This window comes from Nitrosomonas sp. (assembly GCF_043753625.1).
In the GTDB taxonomy this organism is placed as follows: domain Bacteria; phylum Pseudomonadota; class Gammaproteobacteria; order Burkholderiales; family Nitrosomonadaceae; genus Nitrosomonas.
In genome coordinates, this window is sequence record NZ_JAYUWI010000081.1 from 19,579 (window position 1) to 37,115 (window position 17,537).

At 45.3% G+C, this 17,537-nt stretch carries 13 protein-coding genes, 1 other RNA gene and 1 riboswitch; of the genes, 3 read left to right on the forward strand and 11 right to left on the reverse strand.

Going from position 1 to position 17,537, the window contains the following annotated elements:
- The first annotated feature begins 224 nt into the window (after window positions 1-224).
- Window positions 225-2,039 (forward strand): translational GTPase TypA, encoded by a 1,815-nt coding sequence (gene typA, locus ACH10T_RS08015; protein WP_394808783.1) that lies wholly within the window; start codon window positions 225-227, stop codon window positions 2,037-2,039.
- Between the two features lie 171 nt (window positions 2,040-2,210).
- On the opposite strand, the gene ACH10T_RS08020 is transcribed toward typA, so the two are convergent.
- From ACH10T_RS08020 to ACH10T_RS08070, 11 genes are all read right to left on the reverse strand, one after another.
- Window positions 2,211-2,978: a TIR domain-containing protein gene (locus ACH10T_RS08020; RefSeq protein WP_394808784.1), complete on the reverse strand. Its 768-nt coding sequence runs from the start codon at window positions 2,976-2,978 to the stop codon at window positions 2,211-2,213.
- Window positions 2,979-3,012: 34 nt separating this feature from the next.
- The gene (gene gyrB / locus ACH10T_RS08025; protein ID WP_394808785.1) at window positions 3,013-5,433 is read right to left on the reverse strand and encodes a DNA topoisomerase (ATP-hydrolyzing) subunit B; all 2,421 of its coding nucleotides are present in this window, start codon (window positions 5,431-5,433) and stop codon (window positions 3,013-3,015) included.
- 83 nt (window positions 5,434-5,516) lie between these two features.
- Window positions 5,517-6,632 (reverse strand): DNA polymerase III subunit beta, encoded by a 1,116-nt coding sequence (dnaN, locus tag ACH10T_RS08030; RefSeq protein ID WP_394808786.1) that lies wholly within the window; start codon window positions 6,630-6,632, stop codon window positions 5,517-5,519.
- A 190-nt stretch (window positions 6,633-6,822) separates the two neighbouring features.
- Window positions 6,823-8,196: a chromosomal replication initiator protein DnaA gene (dnaA, locus tag ACH10T_RS08035; protein WP_394808787.1), complete on the reverse strand. Its 1,374-nt coding sequence runs from the start codon at window positions 8,194-8,196 to the stop codon at window positions 6,823-6,825.
- A 72-nt stretch (window positions 8,197-8,268) separates the two neighbouring features.
- The gene (gene panC, locus ACH10T_RS08040; protein WP_394808788.1) at window positions 8,269-9,093 is read right to left on the reverse strand and encodes a pantoate--beta-alanine ligase; all 825 of its coding nucleotides are present in this window, start codon (window positions 9,091-9,093) and stop codon (window positions 8,269-8,271) included.
- 14 nt (window positions 9,094-9,107) lie between these two features.
- Window positions 9,108-9,899 carry a 3-methyl-2-oxobutanoate hydroxymethyltransferase gene (gene panB, locus ACH10T_RS08045; protein WP_394808789.1) on the reverse strand — a complete coding sequence of 264 codons (792 nt, stop codon included), beginning with the start codon at window positions 9,897-9,899 and terminating at the stop codon, window positions 9,108-9,110.
- 56 nt (window positions 9,900-9,955) lie between these two features.
- Window positions 9,956-10,450, reverse strand: a complete 495-nt coding sequence (gene folK, locus ACH10T_RS08050) for a 2-amino-4-hydroxy-6-hydroxymethyldihydropteridine diphosphokinase (RefSeq protein ID WP_394808790.1) — start codon at window positions 10,448-10,450, stop codon at window positions 9,956-9,958.
- Between the two features lie 12 nt (window positions 10,451-10,462).
- A complete protein-coding gene (gene pcnB, locus ACH10T_RS08055) occupies window positions 10,463-11,854 on the reverse strand; it encodes a polynucleotide adenylyltransferase PcnB (RefSeq protein ID WP_394808791.1) in 1,392 nt (463 codons plus the stop codon).
- A 51-nt stretch (window positions 11,855-11,905) separates the two neighbouring features.
- An RNA gene (rnpB, locus tag ACH10T_RS08060) (RNase P RNA component class A) lies at window positions 11,906-12,206 on the reverse strand.
- Between the two features lie 47 nt (window positions 12,207-12,253).
- Window positions 12,254-13,570: a TolC family outer membrane protein gene (locus tag ACH10T_RS08065; protein ID WP_394808792.1), complete on the reverse strand. Its 1,317-nt coding sequence runs from the start codon at window positions 13,568-13,570 to the stop codon at window positions 12,254-12,256.
- A gap of 88 nt (window positions 13,571-13,658) precedes the next feature.
- A complete protein-coding gene (locus ACH10T_RS08070; RefSeq protein WP_394808793.1) occupies window positions 13,659-14,312 on the reverse strand; it encodes a protein-L-isoaspartate O-methyltransferase in 654 nt (217 codons plus the stop codon).
- A gap of 64 nt (window positions 14,313-14,376) precedes the next feature.
- Window positions 14,377-14,482: riboswitch (TPP riboswitch) on the forward strand.
- 36 nt (window positions 14,483-14,518) lie between these two features.
- Here ACH10T_RS08070 and thiC point away from each other — a divergent pair.
- Window positions 14,519-16,414, forward strand: coding sequence for a phosphomethylpyrimidine synthase ThiC (gene thiC / locus ACH10T_RS08075; protein ID WP_394808794.1), 1,896 nt, complete (start codon window positions 14,519-14,521; stop codon window positions 16,412-16,414).
- A 60-nt stretch (window positions 16,415-16,474) separates the two neighbouring features.
- Window positions 16,475-17,299 (forward strand): undecaprenyl-diphosphate phosphatase, encoded by an 825-nt coding sequence (locus ACH10T_RS08080; RefSeq protein ID WP_394808795.1) that lies wholly within the window; start codon window positions 16,475-16,477, stop codon window positions 17,297-17,299.
- Window positions 17,300-17,537 lie beyond the last annotated feature (238 nt).

The following is a 17,537-nucleotide window of genomic DNA, read 5'->3' on the forward strand; positions in this document are numbered from 1 at the left end:
CGTACCCTGTGAATTTCACAAGCACGCTGATACGCCAATCCTGCGAGCGGCAATCCACTTCCACTACGGTTATCAAGTAAAGTCACTAACACACTAATAATGTAAAACTTTACTGTGTTTTTTGTTGTCTCTACCGGGTCAATTGAAAGTTGGTCATATTGACAGTCAGTGCTATAATTCTGCCCCCACCGCAACAACTAACAGCTTATTTTTGAGGAATTATTATGTCCCGCCCTATCCGCAATATCGCCATCATCGCGCACGTTGACCATGGCAAAACGACTATGGTCGACAAACTTTTACATCAAGCCGGCACCTTTGCCGCACACCAACAGATTTCCGAGCGCGTAATGGATTCCAACGATATTGAGCGTGAACGCGGCATTACCATCTTGGCCAAGAATTGTGCCATAGATTTTGAAGGCATTCATATCAATATCGTCGATACCCCCGGCCATGCTGATTTTGGTGGCGAGGTAGAGCGTGTTTTGTCGATGGTGGATGGTGTATTGCTATTGGTCGATGCGGTCGAGGGCCCGATGCCGCAAACCCGTTTCGTCACCAAAAAAGCCCTCGCACTGGGCCTGCGCCCGATTGTCGTGATTAATAAAATTGACCGTCCGGGTACACGTGCGGAATGGGTCGTCGATCAAACGTTTGATTTGTTCGACAAACTCGGCGCCAGTGATGAACAACTTGATTTTCCCGTCGTCTATGCTTCCGCATTAAATGGCTTTGCTACATTGGAATTGAATAAACCCAGCACGGACATGCGCCCGTTGTTTGAAACTATCATTAAACACGTGCCCGCCCCGGAAGGCAATCCGGAAGAACCCTTACAACTGCAAATCAGCGCCTTGGATTACTCCAGTTTTGTCGGCCGCATTGGCATCGGACGTATTCGTCGCGGCAAGCTGAGACCTGGGCAGGAAGTAATGATATTACTGGGCGATAAACCGCCTAAAAAAGCAAAAGTCAATCAGGTCCTCGGTTTTCAGGGTTTGGAACGGATACAAATGAAAGAAGCCTTAGCCGGCGATATTGTCCTGATCAATGGCGTAGACGAGCTGAGCATCGGTACCACGCTGGCCGATATCGACAATCCCGAAGCATTGCCCATTCATGCGGTGGATGAGCCGACACTCACCATGACTTTTCAGGTCAATACCTCACCTTTTGCCGGGCAGGAAGGTAAATTCGTTACCAGCCGTCAGTTGCGCGAACGCCTGGAAAAAGAATTACTCATCAATGTTGCAATGCGGCTGGAAGAAACCAACGAAACCGACTCATTCCTGATCTCCGGACGCGGTGAACTGCATCTCACTATTTTGCTGGAAAATATGCGCCGCGAAGGCTACGAACTGGCCGTCTCCCGCCCGCATGTCGTGATCCGTGAAATCGACGGAGTTAAATGTGAACCGTTCGAAATGCTCACGGTCGACGTGGAAGAAGCCAATCAAGGCGCGGTAATGGAAGCCTTAGGCGCACGCCGCGGCGATTTGCTGGATATGGTATCGGATGCCAAAGGACGTGTCCGTCTTGATTATCGCATCCCGGCGCGCGGTTTGATCGGTTTCCAATCCGAATTCATGACCATGACACGGGGTACCGGTTTGATGAGCCACGTGTTTGATGAATTCGCCCCAATGCGCCAGGAAATTCCACCGCGCAGAAATGGTGTGCTGATTTCTGCCGAAAAAGGTGAAGCCGTTGCTTATGCGCTATGGAAATTGCAAGATCGCGGCCGCATGTTCGTCAGTCCCGGAGATCGCCTGTATGAAGGCATGGTGATTGGCATCCACACCCGTGATAATGATCTGGTAGTCAACCCGATCAAAGGCAAGCAATTAACCAATATCCGCGCATCCGGAACCGATGAAGCAGTCACTTTAATTCCACCAATTCAACTCACGCTGGAATCCGCGATTGAATTTATCGCCGATGACGAACTGGTGGAAATTACGCCTAAAACGATCCGTATTCGTAAGCGTTTCCTGCTGGAACACGAACGTAAACGTGCGTCACGGGCAGCAGCTTAATTTAAAAAGTCGCCATTACAATTTTGCGTAGTGGCGACTTTTTACTTATCTTACTAGATACTAGATAAAAATTAGTTTTTATCGAAACTACAAGATGGAGGAATAGCAATATCATACAAAGTACTAAAAAGTACAGTTTTCTTAGTTACTCGTGAGCATGGCATAGAAACATCATTCTTTTTTTTCCTTTGGATCTTCTTGCTCTCCAAATTGCATTCTTGCAATTGTTGGAAGAATATCAGAACCCTGCTTGCCAATTAAGCTACTTAAGCCAGCCAGACCTGATTGTGCCACTTGATTTTTTGTTATTGCATTAGCCAATAACTGAGAGTAAGTGCTTTGTTGTTTAATCATTTCTTCGGAAATCTCTCGACGCCGTTCTTGCGCGCGTAAAATCTCCAGTATTTCTTGAAGCATTTCGCGCTCAGAACGAGCTTTACTTTTTGGCAATACACTAGCATTCAGAATTTTATTAATTTTTTCTTCTAAACCAGGCCAATAAGTTTCAAAAATTTCGTTTAGTATGTTTTCTTGTAATGCCTTCTCGCCTGCATCTTGAACAGATCGATTAATAGTACTAACTAAACGGCGAATGTCTGTCTTTTCGAATACTGTGTGCTGAAATTGCCCGAGAGGCTGCTGAACATCTGTAGGATTCAACCCAAGAAGAAAAGTACAAACCTGAACATCTTTAGTTTTCGATAGCGCACCTGCTTCAAACAATATCCACTGAGCATCAAGATTATCTTGAGTTAAACAAATAATTCCAACTTTAGAAACCTCTAATTTATTAGAAATCTCAGAACTCCATCGCATACCCTTTTCAATATCAAGCGAAATCCAGGGCTCCGCAGCCTGAATAACCTGGGAGATCCAGCTACATAGTGTTTCTGCAACTGCCTTACTCTGCTGACCAGACCAGCTTAGGAAAACATGCACGGTATATTCCTCTCGAGCAAAATTCTAGTTACACCTAAATATCAATATTCGTCGCCCTCAGCGCATTCTTCTCAATAAATGCCCGCCGTGGTTCAACCACATCGCCCATCAGCGTAGTAAAGATCTCGTCAGTCAATATGCTGTCTTCAATTTGCGCGCGCAGTAAGCGGCGGTTTTGTGGATCCATGGTGGTTTCCCACAATTGGATCGGATTCATTTCACCCAGGCCTTTGTAGCGTTGCACATTCACGCCTTTTTTCGCTTCTTCCAGCATCCACTCAAGGGCTTGTTTAAATTCACTGACGCTTTGCTTGCGTTCGCCGCGCTGTATGTAGGCACCCTGGCCCAATAAGCCTTCAAATACCTGGGCGGTTTTCTGGATTTGCGCATAGTCGGCGCTTTCGACGAAATCATTATCCAGGTAGCTGGTCAGTACATTGCCGTGCGACATGCGCATGATTTTCAGGCGATAACGTTCATGTATTTCATCATATTCCGCGACGATTTCGATGTCTTTTACCCGTGATGCCAGCCGGGCTGCGCTATCAATTGCCGCTTGCTCGCTGCTCAGATTAACATCCGGCAGGCGCAGCAGTGCATGCATCACGTTGCTGTCGATCATTCGACTCATACGCTCAATCACCGATTCTGACAGAATATATTCATTGGCGATTTTTTCCAGTGTGTCACCGGTCAATGGCGGTTTTTCTTCACCGGTATACAGCTCAGCGTCGGCTAAAGCCAGGCTCAGCATGTGTTGTTTTAATTCATGGTCATCTTTGACATAGCGTTCTTTTTTGCCATGTTTGATTTTGTACAGTGGCGGTTGCGCGATGTAAATGTGACCGCGTTCGATCAGTTCGGGCATTTGCCGGTAAAAGAAGGTTAATAGCAGGGTACGGATATGCGAGCCGTCTACGTCCGCGTCGGTCATGATAATGATGCGGTGATAGCGCAGCTTGTCCGGATTGTATTCATCCTTGCCTATGCCGGTTCCCAGCGCGGTAATCAGGGAAATAATTTCCTGGGACGATATCAATTTATCAAAGCGGGCTTTTTCTACGTTCAGTATTTTTCCCTTGAGCGGCATGATGGCTTGAAATTTCCGGTCGCGTCCTTGTTTGGCAGAACCGCCTGCAGAATCACCCTCGACCAGGTAAAGTTCGCATAACGCGGGGTCTTTTTCCTGACAATCGGCCAGTTTTCCGGGTAATCCCATGCCGTCGAGCACGCCTTTTCTGCGTGTTAGTTCGCGGGCTTTGCGTGCCGCTTCACGCGCTCTGGCGGCTTCGATGACTTTATTGCAGATGGTTTTTGCGTCAGCCGGATTTTCCAGTAAAAACTCGGACAGCTTTTGTGACACAATTTCTTCCACCACTGGCCGCACTTCTGAGGACACCAGTTTTTCTTTGGTTTGAGACGAAAACTTAGGTTCAAATAATTTTACCGACAAAACACACGACAAGCCTTCGCGCATGTCATCGCCAGCCGTTTCAATCTTGGCTTTTTTGGTCAGCTCATTTTTTTCCATGTAGTTGTTAAGCGTTCGTGTCATACCAGCACGCAGGCCTGTCAAATGGGAGCCCCCATCTTTTTGCGGAATGTTGTTGGTAAAACACAATACCTGTTCGCTGTAACTGTCATTCCACTGCATTGAAATTTCGACGGAAATATTGTCTTTATTTCCAATGGCGTAAAAAATATTGGAATGAAGTACCGATTTGCTGCGATTAATATATTCAACAAAGTTTTTGATTCCGCCAGTAAAAGCGAATTTCTCATCCTTGCCAGTACGTTGATCGATTAAGTGGATTTTTACGCCGTTGTTAAGAAAAGAAAGTTCGCGCAAGCGTTTGGCGAAAATATCGTAGTGGTATTCGATATTGCCGAAAATTTCTTTACTTGCGAGGAAATGTACTTCGGTACCGTGGCGCTCGCTTTCTCCGGTAATTTCCAGTGGTTTAACCGCAACACCGAGGCGAAACTCCATTTGGTTAATTTTTCCATCACGCCGAATGGTCAGCTTCAGCCATTCAGATAAGGCATTGACCACCGAAACACCGACACCGTGCAAACCACCGGAAACTTTATACGAGTTATCGTCGAATTTACCGCCGGCATGTAATTCGGTCATTACAATTTCTGCGGCAGAACGTTTCAGATCATCGTCATGTTTGATACCAGTCGGGATACCCCGTCCATTATCCAATACACTGACCGAGTTATCCGGGTGAAGCGTCACGGTAATATCATCGCAATGTCCGGCCAATGCTTCATCAATCGCATTATCGACTACTTCAAAAACCATGTGGTGTAAACCGGTGCCATCGCTGGTATCGCCGATGTACATGCCGGGCCGTTTGCGCACCGCATCCAGGCCTTTTAATATTTTTATGCTTTCAGAATCGTAGTCTTTTTGACTTTCATTGGGTACATTGGTGTTTGGATCACTCATCAGTTCGGCGCTTTATAGTTATGAAATTTAAAAAGAATGTTTCAACTTTTGAGGATTTGGATCATCCCTGCTGAGAAATGCTGTTAAATTCTCATCGGCATGACGATGTATTTAAACTCTTTATTTCCAGGGATTGTTATCAGAACACTGCTATTGGAATTTTCAAACGCACATTGTACCGTTTCGCTATTCACATTGTTCAATAAATCCAAAAGATAGGTAATATTAAGGCTGATATCTACGGATTCTTCATGGTAATTAATTTCCAGTTCTTCTTCGGCTTCTTCTTGCTCGTTGTTTTTACAGATAATATGTAGATTATCTTTACTGATGATCAAACGCACACCACGGAATTTCTCGCTTTGGTTGGACAGAATTGATACCCGTTGCAGTGCTTGCAGAAAGATTAAGCGATTTATTTCAAACAACTTGGTGTTGTTTAATGGAATAACCCGGTTGTAATCGGGAAATTTACCGTCAATGATTTTCGATGTCAGAATGATATCCGAGAAGGAGAATCGGATTTTATTCGTAAAATATTCTATTTTTACCGGATCTTCATTATCTTCGAGTAATTTGGACAGTTCAAATACCGCTTTGCGCGGCAAAATGACCTCCTGCTTTTTCTGTGTTTCATCCAAACCGGCTGCAATATAGGCCAAACGATGTCCATCAGTGCCAACACTGATTAACTGATTATCTTCAGTCAGTAATAAAAGTCCGTTTAGGTAATAGCGGATGTCCTGTTGTGCCACTGCAAACTGAACTTGGTGTAAAAGTTTTTTTAATTCATTTTGTTTCAGTGTGATAGTGGTAGCGGATTCTGACTCTTCAACAACTTCTGGAAAATCCTCTGCCGGAAGTATTTGCAGATTAAATGCACTTTTTCCGGATTTGACCTGCAGGTGGTCGTCTTTCCGGGTTAATGTAATTTCCGCATCAGCTGAAAGCGAACGCAAAATATCCTGAAGTTTTTTAGCAGATACCGTTAAAGCAAAATTCTGCTTGGTTGCAAGATCCTTTGTTGTAACCGTTTTGATTTGTATTTCCAGATCAGTGGCTAAAAAAGAGGTCTTTTCTTCGTTTTGCTGAATCAGAACATTTGATAGGATGGGTAATGTCTGACGTCGCTCCACAATTCCGGTGACGGTTTGCAGCGGTTTTAGTAATGTGTCTCTGTTAGTTTTTATTAAAAGCATTTATATAAAAGAATAATAGTAATTAGATAATGTCTTCAATACTTCTGTATCGTTTCTAACATCAAATGAATATCAACAAGATAGCATAATTTTTTCATTTGTATGAAAACTGTATAGAGATTGGATGGTTTGTGGATAAAAATAGTAAATCTTTAAAATGTGTAGTTATGCACAAGTTGTTAGACAGTTATCAACCTCTCAAAATAAGAATCAGTGCATTAAAATCTCGGCTCACAATTGGGTCGGAAACCCGTAATTCATTAATTTTCCGGTAGCCGTGTAATACTGTCGTATGATCTCTTCCACCAAATGCTTCGCCAATATCCGGTAAACTTAACGAAGTCAGTTCCTTAGCGATTGCCATAGCCATTTGTCGGGGGCGTGCGACGATACGCGCGCGTTTTTTTGAATACATCTCAGATACTTTGATTTTGTAGTAATCGGCGACAGTTTTCTGGATGTTTTCAATGGATATCTGACGGCTTTGCAAAGCCAGTAGATCTTTTAATGCTTCTTTAGCCAGATCGAGTGTTATGTCCTGTCCGACAAAGCGCGAGAAAGCCAAAACGCGTTTTAACGCGCCTTCCAGTTCCCGCACATTTGAGCGGATATGTTTGGCAATAAAGAAGGCTACATTTTCATCTAACCGGATTTTTTCCAGCTGGGCTTTCTTTAACAGAATCGCGACACGCATTTCCAGTTCCGGTGGTTCAACGGCAACAGTTAATCCCCATCCAAAACGGGATACCAGCCGTTCTTCCAATCCGGAAATTTCTTTGGGATAGGAATCACAGGTGATGATGACTTGTTTATGCATTTCAATGAGTGCATTGAATGCGTAAAAAAACTCTTCCTGAGTACGATTTTTTCCGCCGAAAAATTGCACATCGTCAACCAGTAATAGGTCAAGTGAATGGTAATACAGTTTGAACTTGTCGAAAGCCTTATGTTGATAGGCACTGACGACATCGGACACATATTTTTCAGCATGCACATAACGGATTTTAGCGCTCTTGTCATTTTCATATACGTAATTACCAATCGCCTGAATCAAATGGGTTTTTCCTAAACCGACACCGCCATAGATAAAAAGTGGGTTATAGGCAATACCGGGTGATTCCGCAACTTGGATAGCACCGGCTCGTGCCAGTTGATTGGCTTTTCCAGTTACAAAATTGTCAAACGTGAAATTGGGATTCAGACCACTAGGGGTTTTTTTGGCAGGCGGGTAGGTGGTCTTAAGTTCTGCTTTGGGCTCATGCTGTACTTGCATCGGTACTGGATCGGGCAGGCTGTTTTTTGCTTCGGTTTGATCGGCAAGTTTCAGATGGAATTGGATTTTTTTGGCAAAGTACGCTTGCGCCATTACCTCTATGTGCGTAATAAAGTTGTCTTTTACCCATTGCGAGACAAAACGATTGGGAGCAATCAGTACAACTTCATTGTCGCTATTTAATGCGGGATCAATCTGTAATGGCTTTATCCAGGTATTAAATTGTTGTGCATTGAGTTCTTTTTTAAAATGATCAAGACAAGATAACCAGAAAGTGTTCAGTGATTGCATATTTTTTTGTTCTTTATCTGTCTGGTTTTAGAAAGCAATAACAATGCAATTTAAATGTAAAAATATCTGATCTTATATTTCCAGATTATCGATCAATCGTGTTTTATCTAGCCAAGCTGCGCCCAAGATTACCAAATCTTCATCATTAACGTATGCGGGTAGCAGTGAGCTGCGTTTATGAATGCTGATGTAATCAACTTTCCAGCCACGTTGAGTAAGATTATTGGTCGCATTTTCTTGCAATGTCAGAAAATCTTTGCAACCGGAAATAATTTCTTGTTTGATCTGGAGCAGTGTTTGAAAAAGATGACAAGCCTCCGCACGCTGTGCTGTGTTCAAATATTGATTGCGTGAACTCAATGCCAGCCCATCAGTTGCCCGGACAGTTTCACTTGCAATAATTTCAACGGGTAAATTCAATTGTCTTACCATCTCACGCACGATATGTAACTGCTGATAATCCTTTTTACCAAACACAGCCAGATCCGGTTGAATAATATTGAATAATTTCAGTACTATCGTTGCAACACCGCGGAAAAAACCCGGACGAAATGCACCTTCCAAGGTATCCGCTACAGGGGGTAATGCTAGCAAGAATTCTTGTGGTGTAGGGAAAAGAATTTCTTCATCGGGTGCAAAAACGGCCTTGACATTTAGCTCGGAAAGAAATCTGCAATCATTGTCAAAAGTGCGCGGATAGTGGTCGAAATCTTCATTCGGTAAGAATTGCAGCCGGTTGACAAAGATACTGACGACAACGCAATCGGATAATTGTTTTGCTTGCTTTATCAGCGCGAGGTGACCGGCGTGTAAATTCCCCATGGTCGGAACAAAAGCAATTGGTTGTTCACGATTGAGACTGCTACGTAGCGCGGTAATGTCATTAAATAGGTTCACGCTATGATCAGCAATTAAAATTCATGTTCTTTACCTGGAAACTGGCCTGTTTTGACAGCGGTGACATAATTTTCAATCGCTTCCTGGATATTTTTTGCATCCACCATAAAGTCTTTCACAAAGCGGGGTTTTTTACCTTGAACCAGACCCAGCATATCATGGAGCACCAAAACCTGAGCTGAGCAATTGGTGCCTGCACCGATACCTATCGTAGGAATAGCAAGCGTTTGGGTGATCTTTTCGGCGAGTTTTGCCGGCACAACTTCCATCACCAGCAGGCTTGCCCCCGATTTTTCCAGTAGTTTTGCGTCATCGAGCAACTGTTTCGCTGATTTCTCCGAGTTACCTTGTAATTTATAACCACCGAGTTGATGAATGGATTGCGGCGTCAACCCAATATGGGCGCAAACTGGAATACCGCGCCGGGTCAAAAATTGGATCGTATCGGCCATGATTTGACCCCCTTCAATTTTAACCATATGCGCGCCCGCAGCCATAATCCTGGAAGCATTCTCAAAAGCTTGCGCGGGCGAAACCTGGTAGCTGCCGAAGGGCATATCGGTGATGATGAATGCTTTGCTGGCGCCACGCGCAACACAACGAGTATGATAAATCATGTCGTTCAGCGTGACGGATAAGGTGGTATTTTCTCCGTGCAAAACATTGCCTAAAGAATCACCTACCAGCAAGACATCAATGCCCGCATTTTCCAGGACGGTTGCAAAAGTGGCATCGTAACAGGTCAGAACAGTGAATTTTTCATTGTTCTCAACCATTTTTTGCAGAGTGGTCTGTGTAATTCTCATACTTTATAGGGGTAGCAAATTTTATCGAGAAAAACCAAGTAGCATGATGGATTATTTCAAGCCTTGATCTGTTCCAGTTTTTGTTCATTGCACGCTGCAAGCAGTGGCGCAATGTGGCCATGACCTGGAATAGCACAATCCGGAGCGATTTCCATCAGCGGCTTTAGTACAAATGCACGCTGCGAAATGCGCGGATGCGGTAAAGTAAGTGCCTCATCACGATATTCCAGATTATCATACATCAGAATATCGAGATCCAGAGTACGCGGCGCATTCAAAGATTCGCGTACGCGCCCATGCTGGAGTTCAATAGCCAGCAATGCGTTAAGTAGCTCATGCGGTGCAAGATGCGTTTCAATTAATGCCACCGCGTTGATAAAATCGGGCTGATCCAATCGTCCAATGGGCGTACTTTTATACAGCGAAGAATGGCTTATTAAACAAGTTTCAGGAAGTTGTTTTAAATCATCAAATGCTTGCTGTATCTGGGAAATTGGATTTTCCAGATTACTGCCTAAAGCAATAAAGGCCTGGCTCGGTTTTTTTCTCATGGCAAATACAGATTAACCGTCTTCATTTTTGGTCGAATCATCCGCCGGAGAGGTAGCGAGATTGGGTGAAGATTTTTTACGGCTGCGTTTTCTCTTGCGTTTTATAGGCGAAATTTGGTTGAGCAACATTTTTTCCCGTTGTTCATTATCCGCGGATAGAAATGATTTCCACCATTCACCCAGTTCCATGTTCTGTTCACCACTTTCACAACGCAGCAGCATGAAATCATAAGCAGCGCGAAAACGCGGATGAGTAATCAAACGGAAGGGTTTGCGCCCGCTGCGGGCTTCAAAGCGCGGCTGCATGACCCAAATCTCTTGGATGATTGCATCAAAGCGGCGTGGAATCGCAAGTTTCTTATGCTGTATCGCAAGGATTTGATCCATTGCTTTAAATAGAGCCGGTAAGGGTTTTTCACCGGCAACCTGGAGTGAATCCCAGGCGGAAAGCACTTCATGCCATAATAGTATGGCGAACAAAAATCCGGGAGAAACGGGTTTATCTTGTCTGATCCGCTCATCGGTGTTCTTAAGAGCAATGGTGATGAAGCGTTCTCCTAAGGGTTGTTCGAGTATGACATCCAGCATTGGCAGAAGTCCGTGATGCAAGCCGCGCGCTCGCAATTCAACAACACAAGCCAACGCATACCCCGACAATAACAGTTTCAACATTTCATCAAACAAGCGCGACGGCGGAACGTTTTGTAGTAAAGGTGCCAGATCGCCAATGGGCTTGGCGGTTTCCGCTTCTATTTGCATATCCAATTTAGATGCCAGGCGGACGGCGCGTAACATGCGTACCGGATCTTCCCGGAAACGTTGTATCGGATCCCCGATAATACGCATTTTTTTGGCTTTGATATCGTCATAGCCATTCAGGTAATCAAGAATCTCTTCTTTGGCAGGGTCATAGAACAGCGCATTGACTGTGAAATCACGGCGAACAGCATCTTCTTCCTGACTGCCAAAGACATTATCATGTAATAGACGGCCGTGTTGGTCGGTCAGTTGGACCGATGTATGATCATTACCATCGTCGGGAGAATGCCCGCGAAAAGTTGAAACTTCCACGGTTTCAGCGCCACACATCACGTGAACCAAGCGAAAACGCCGCCCGATAATGCGAGACCGGCGAAAAAGATGATATACCTGCTCGGGTGTTGCATTGGTCGCGACATCGAAATCTTTCGGGGTCAATCCCAACAGCAAATCCCGCACGGCGCCTCCGACTATATAAGCTGAAAACCCGGCCTGTTGAAGGGTAGTAGCAGTTTTAAGTGCACAGGAAGTGATTTGGTTGCGCCGGATGCCGTGGTGTTTAAAAGGAATAATGCTCAGCTTTGCGTTCGATTTGGAAGCGGGCGCTTTGCGGCTGAATACCTTGCGGAGAAATTTACGGATCATTGCGATTGATTGAAAGCACCCGGCTCTTATTATATAACGGATTAAAAATTCAGTTGAAGCCAGCCGGTAAGCCGGGTTCTGTCGTGGACAGTCATTCCTCTAGATGCACAGTTACCTGTACATTCAAGCAACCTACCCGCAGGCTCTGCGAGCAACATCATCGCCTGCCTATTTGGTCTTGCTCCGGATGGAGGTTACCGCGTTTCACCGTAACTGAATACGCTCGTCTCTGTGGCCCTATTCCTCACCTCACGGTGGACGGCCGTTAACCGTCATCCTGCTCTGTGGAGCCCGGACTTTCCTCCCCCTGTATTCAAAATGAATAACAGGCGGCGACTGTCTAGCCAGCTTCGCCGATCATTTTATCACTTGCAGGGGTGACAGTCTGGAGATTGTCCATTACTTGATTAACATCGCGTTAATTTGTGTTAGGGTATCTTCGTCCAATTCACCCGCTTCCGCGCTTAGACGTAATCTGGACATCAGATAACTGTGATACGCTTTGGCCAAGTCGCGTTTGGCAGAGTAAAGTTGTTGCTGGACATTCAGCACATCCACTTCGGTTCTAACGCCGACTTTTTGTCCAAGAATAGTTGAGTCTAGCTGACTTTGACTGGATATCAAGGCTTGTTTGAGCGCTTTTACCTGCGCAATACCATTTGTGACATTCAGATATTGCTGGCGTATTTGTAGCGTGATGTTACGCCGGGTGTTCTCCAGATCGTGTAATGCTCTATTTTGTAGCGCCAATGCTTCGCGCACTTGGGACTGCACAGAAAAGCCCTGGAATATGGGAAAATTAAGTTGAACACCGATTGATTTTGATGTGAGATCAATTCCACGGCCAGTAATCGCACCACCAACACCGGTCTGATCACTATACTGAGCGACCAGATCCACTGTCGGGTAATGTTGCGCCCAGACTTTTTTTACATCCTGTTGGGCTATTTCATACGCAGCTTGCTGGATTTTCAGAGCAAAGTTCTTTTCTTCAGCCACACGAACCCATTCGTCCATGCTGCTATATCGCAAATTAGTTAAATCGGCGGCAATTTCTTTAGCGCCCACGAGATTTTCAGGGAAGCGGTCAATAATGCCTTGTAACGTGCGTTTCTTGATTTCAAGCGCATTACGTGCAGCGATTTCTTGTGAAATAATCAGATCATGACGTGCTTGCGCTTCATTGGTATCCACAATGGTGGATACGCCTACTTCGAAATTGCGCTTGGCTTGTTCCAGTTGTATCAGAATCGCTTTTTTCTGCGCTTCGGCGACTTCGACATCGATCTGAGCATCCAAAACATCAAAATACGCTTGCGCAACCCGCAATATCAAATCCTGTGCGGCAACGACAAATTGTGCATCGGCTTTGCTGACTTCTATTTTTGACTGCTGATAGATGACAATATTCTGCATCCGGAAGAGCGGCTGCGTCGCGGAAAGAACTAGACCTCGATTTTGAATAATATTAGTACCGGCGAAACTGGTTTCCACTTCTTGCACCTGGCGTGTTGCCGAGAACGTGATATTCGGTAAAAACCCGGCTCTACCTTGCGGCAATTTTTCTTCTGCAGCTTGATAAGCAGCACGTGCCGATCGATACTGTGGATCCTGGATTAAAGCCTCCTGATAGATACCCATCAAATCCGCAGCTTGCACAGCGGGGTACCAGATAACGCCGAAATAGGCAGTAAAAATAAATCGCATGAATTTCATGGGCTTTTCCGATAAGGGTGTGGCGCTGATGAAGCTTCAGTTAAAAATTGAGCACAGCGTCGGATAACACATGTAACTTCTTTAATACTCAAAAGGTAAACCTTGTCGGTTGCAGCGCATTGATGAGCGGTACTGTGCTGGTTTCAAACAGCACAGTTGTGGTGAATTCGCCGGGTGCTATGCAAGTGATCAGCAAAGCTTCCATGACCGGATCTTCTCCCACAATCGCAAATAACCGTCCGCCCGGATTTAGGCTTTTCTGAAATGCATCGGGTAAACCGGGAGTCGATGCTGTTAAGACAATCACATCATAAGGTTCATTTTTGGGCCAACCGCGCGCAGCATCACCCAGTTCGATGGTTACATTCGTAATCTCGTGCGCTTTAAGATTATTTTCTGCTAATTTTTTCAGTTCAGGAATAATTTCCACACTGTATACATGCGCACCTTGATCGGCTAGTAGTGCCGTTAAGTATCCGCTACCACTGCCGACTTCCAGAATTTTGTCTGTTTTCTTGACGTGAAGTTCCTGCACGATGCGTGCTTCCATTTTGGGGGTAAGCATTACTTGGCCATAACCCAGCGGAATTTCCATATCGACAAAAGCCATTGCGCGATTTTCGGCTGGAATAAATTCTTCACGCTTTATTTTGTACAGTAGATCCAACACGTTATCATCCAATACATTCCATGTGCGGATTTGCTGCGCAACCATATTAAATCGAGTTTGTTCAAGATTCATTTCTAATCCGTATTCTCAAATTGATGTAAGACTTGCAATTATTTCACATTTCCATTAGCTTCACAGCATCAGCTAGGGGTCCGTTTTCAGAATTGTCTGATATTTGGTGAGATAGTCCCTTATTACCTGACGCGGATAATGCCGCCGTAGGGAAGCTGGGATTTATTCTCCCGCTCTTTATGGCACTTCTAAGGAGAAATACTATAATGAGCATTACAGTTTTAAACCCAAAAAGTTTTTCTAACACAACCGCTGAAGTCGATGCGGCGGCCGTAAAACCGCTACCGAATTCACGCAAAATCTATGTACAAGGCTCGCGAGCCGATATTCAGGTTCCAATGCGGGAAATCCGCCAGAGCGATACTACCACCAGTACTGGCGCGGAAAAAAATCCGCCGATCTGGGTCTACGATACTTCCGGTCCCTATTCGGATCCAGCGATAAAGATAGATATCCGTTCCGGATTGCCAGCACTACGCGAAAAGTGGATTGATGGGCGGAATGATACCGAAATATTATCAGGTCACAATTCTGCATACAGCCTGGAACGTTTAAAAGACCCTAAGCTTGCAGACATGCGCTTTAACTTGCAGCGGCAACCGCGCCGCAGTAAGGTCGGATTAAATGTCACGCAGATGCATTATGCACGCCGCGGAATCATTACACCAGAAATGGAGTTTATCGCGATTCGCGAGAATCAGCGCGTTGAGGCATTTAATGCGCAAAATCATGAACTATTAACCCGTCAGCACCCGGGCCAGGATTTTGGTGCATCACTGCCCAAACTGATAACACCGGAATTTGTGCGCGATGAGGTGGCGCGGGGGCGTGCCATCATTCCGGCTAATATCAACCACCCTGAATCCGAGCCAATGATTATCGGACGTAATTTCTTGGTGAAAATTAACGCGAATATCGGTAATTCCGCATTAGGTTCCAGCATTCAGGAAGAAGTGGAAAAAATGACCTGGGCAATTCGTTGGGGTGGTGACACGGTGATGGATCTTTCTACCGGCAAGAATATTCACGAAACGCGAGAGTGGATTATCCGCAACAGCCCGGTACCGATTGGCACGGTGCCTATTTATCAGGCATTGGAAAAAGTCGACGGCAAAGCCGAGGAATTAACCTGGGAAATTTTCCGTGACACGTTGATCGAACAGGCCGAGCAGGGCGTCGATTACTTTACCATCCATGCCGGTGTGCGCCTCGCGTATGTGCCGATGACCGCGAAACGCATGACGGGTATCGTTTCTCGCGGCGGTTCAATTATGGCTAAATGGTGCTTGTCGCATCATCAGGAAAGCTTCCTATATACACATTTTGAAGAAATTTGCGAGATCATGAAGGCTTATGATGTTAGCTTCTCGCTGGGCGATGGGCTGCGTCCCGGTTCTATTTATGATGCGAATGATGAAGCACAATTTGCCGAACTGAAAACGCTAGGTGAATTAACCAAGATGGCCTGGAAACATGATGTGCAAACCATGATCGAGGGGCCCGGCCATGTGCCGATGCACTTAATCAAAGAAAATATGGAATTGCAATTGAAGTATTGCGATGAAGCGCCTTTTTATACCTTGGGCCCACTGACGACGGACATCGCCCCCGGTTATGATCATATTACATCCGCAATTGGCGCTGCGATGATCGGCTGGTATGGTACCGCAATGCTGTGTTATGTGACGCCTAAAGAGCATCTGGGTTTACCGGATAAGGATGATGTCAAGGATGGTATTATTACCTACAAGATTGCCGCGCATGCAGCGGATCTGGCAAAAGGACACCCTGGTGCGCAAATTCGGGATAACGCGCTATCCAAAGCACGTTTTGAATTTCGTTGGGAAGATCAGTTTAATCTCAGCCTTGATCCGGACAAAGCGCAACAATTCCATGATGAAACCTTACCGCAGGATGGCGCAAAAGTGGCGCACTTCTGCTCGATGTGCGGCCCGCATTTTTGCTCTATGAAAATTACCCAGGATGTGCGGGAATATGCCGCCAATCAGGGGGTTGCCGAAGAAGAAGCTTTGAAGCTGGGGATGGCGCAAAAATCAGTAGAGTTTAAGGAAAAGGGTGCGGAAATTTATAGTAAATTGTGAAGTCGACCGCACGTTCCTATTGTCAATTTCAATTTTATAAAAGTATAACAATAGCGCGATATGGATTTAATTTTATTGTTTAAAGCTTTGATCCTGGGCATTGTTGAGGGATTGACTGAATTTCTGCCGGTTTCTTCCACCGGTCATTTGATCCTGGTCGGTGATTTGCTTGATTTCAATGATGAACGCGCCATGGTATTTACCATCGCGATTCAGTTGGGTGCGATTTTGGCAGTGTGCTGGGAATATCGCAGTAAGATTATCGAAGTGATCCGTGGCATCGGATCCAATCCGGCAGCCAATCGTTTTGTGATCAACCTGCTGATTGCGTTTCTGCCGGCTGCGATTATGGGTTTACTGTTCATTAAAACCATCAAATTCTATTTGTTTCACCCCGTGCCGGTCGCGCTGGCGTTAATCATCGGCGGTTTCCTAATTTTGTGGGCGGAGCGCAGGGAACATGTGATTGAAGTGGAACAAGTCGATGATATGGACTGGAAACACGCGTTGAAAGTCGGGCTGGCACAATGCCTTGCGCTGATTCCTGGCACTTCGCGCTCGGGTGCTACGATTATCGGTGGCCTGTTTTTTGGCTTATCGCGCAAAGCTGCCACTGAATTTTCATTTTTCCTGGCCATTCCCATCATGTTTGCAGCCACTTTTTATGATGTCTACAAGCATCGTGAGTTTTTAGAATGGGATGATTTGGGCATGTTTGCGGTGGGTTTTGTGGCTGCCTTCATCAGTGCGCTGTTGGCAGTGCGTGGCCTGCTTCGCTTCATCAGTAATCATGACTTTACAGTATTTGCCTGGTACCGCATTGTATTCGGCATCATCATTCTGGTAACGGCGTATACGGGAACCATTGCTTGGTCGGGGATGTGAAGCATACCGAATCGTTAAGGAAGCGCTGATCGTTATCATGGCGAGTTCGCAGAAAATGTAAGTCTCGAACACTAGGATTATTCCTAATGGTAAGAAATCCGGTTCTGTCGCATTAAGCGAGATCATCGATACCTTCGTGGAGACTGTTGACATCGAAAAAATGGTGAGGCTACATGCTGGTTGTAAAAGGAATGCGATTTCCGATTGAGGTGATTCTGGTCTGTATCCGCTGGTACGC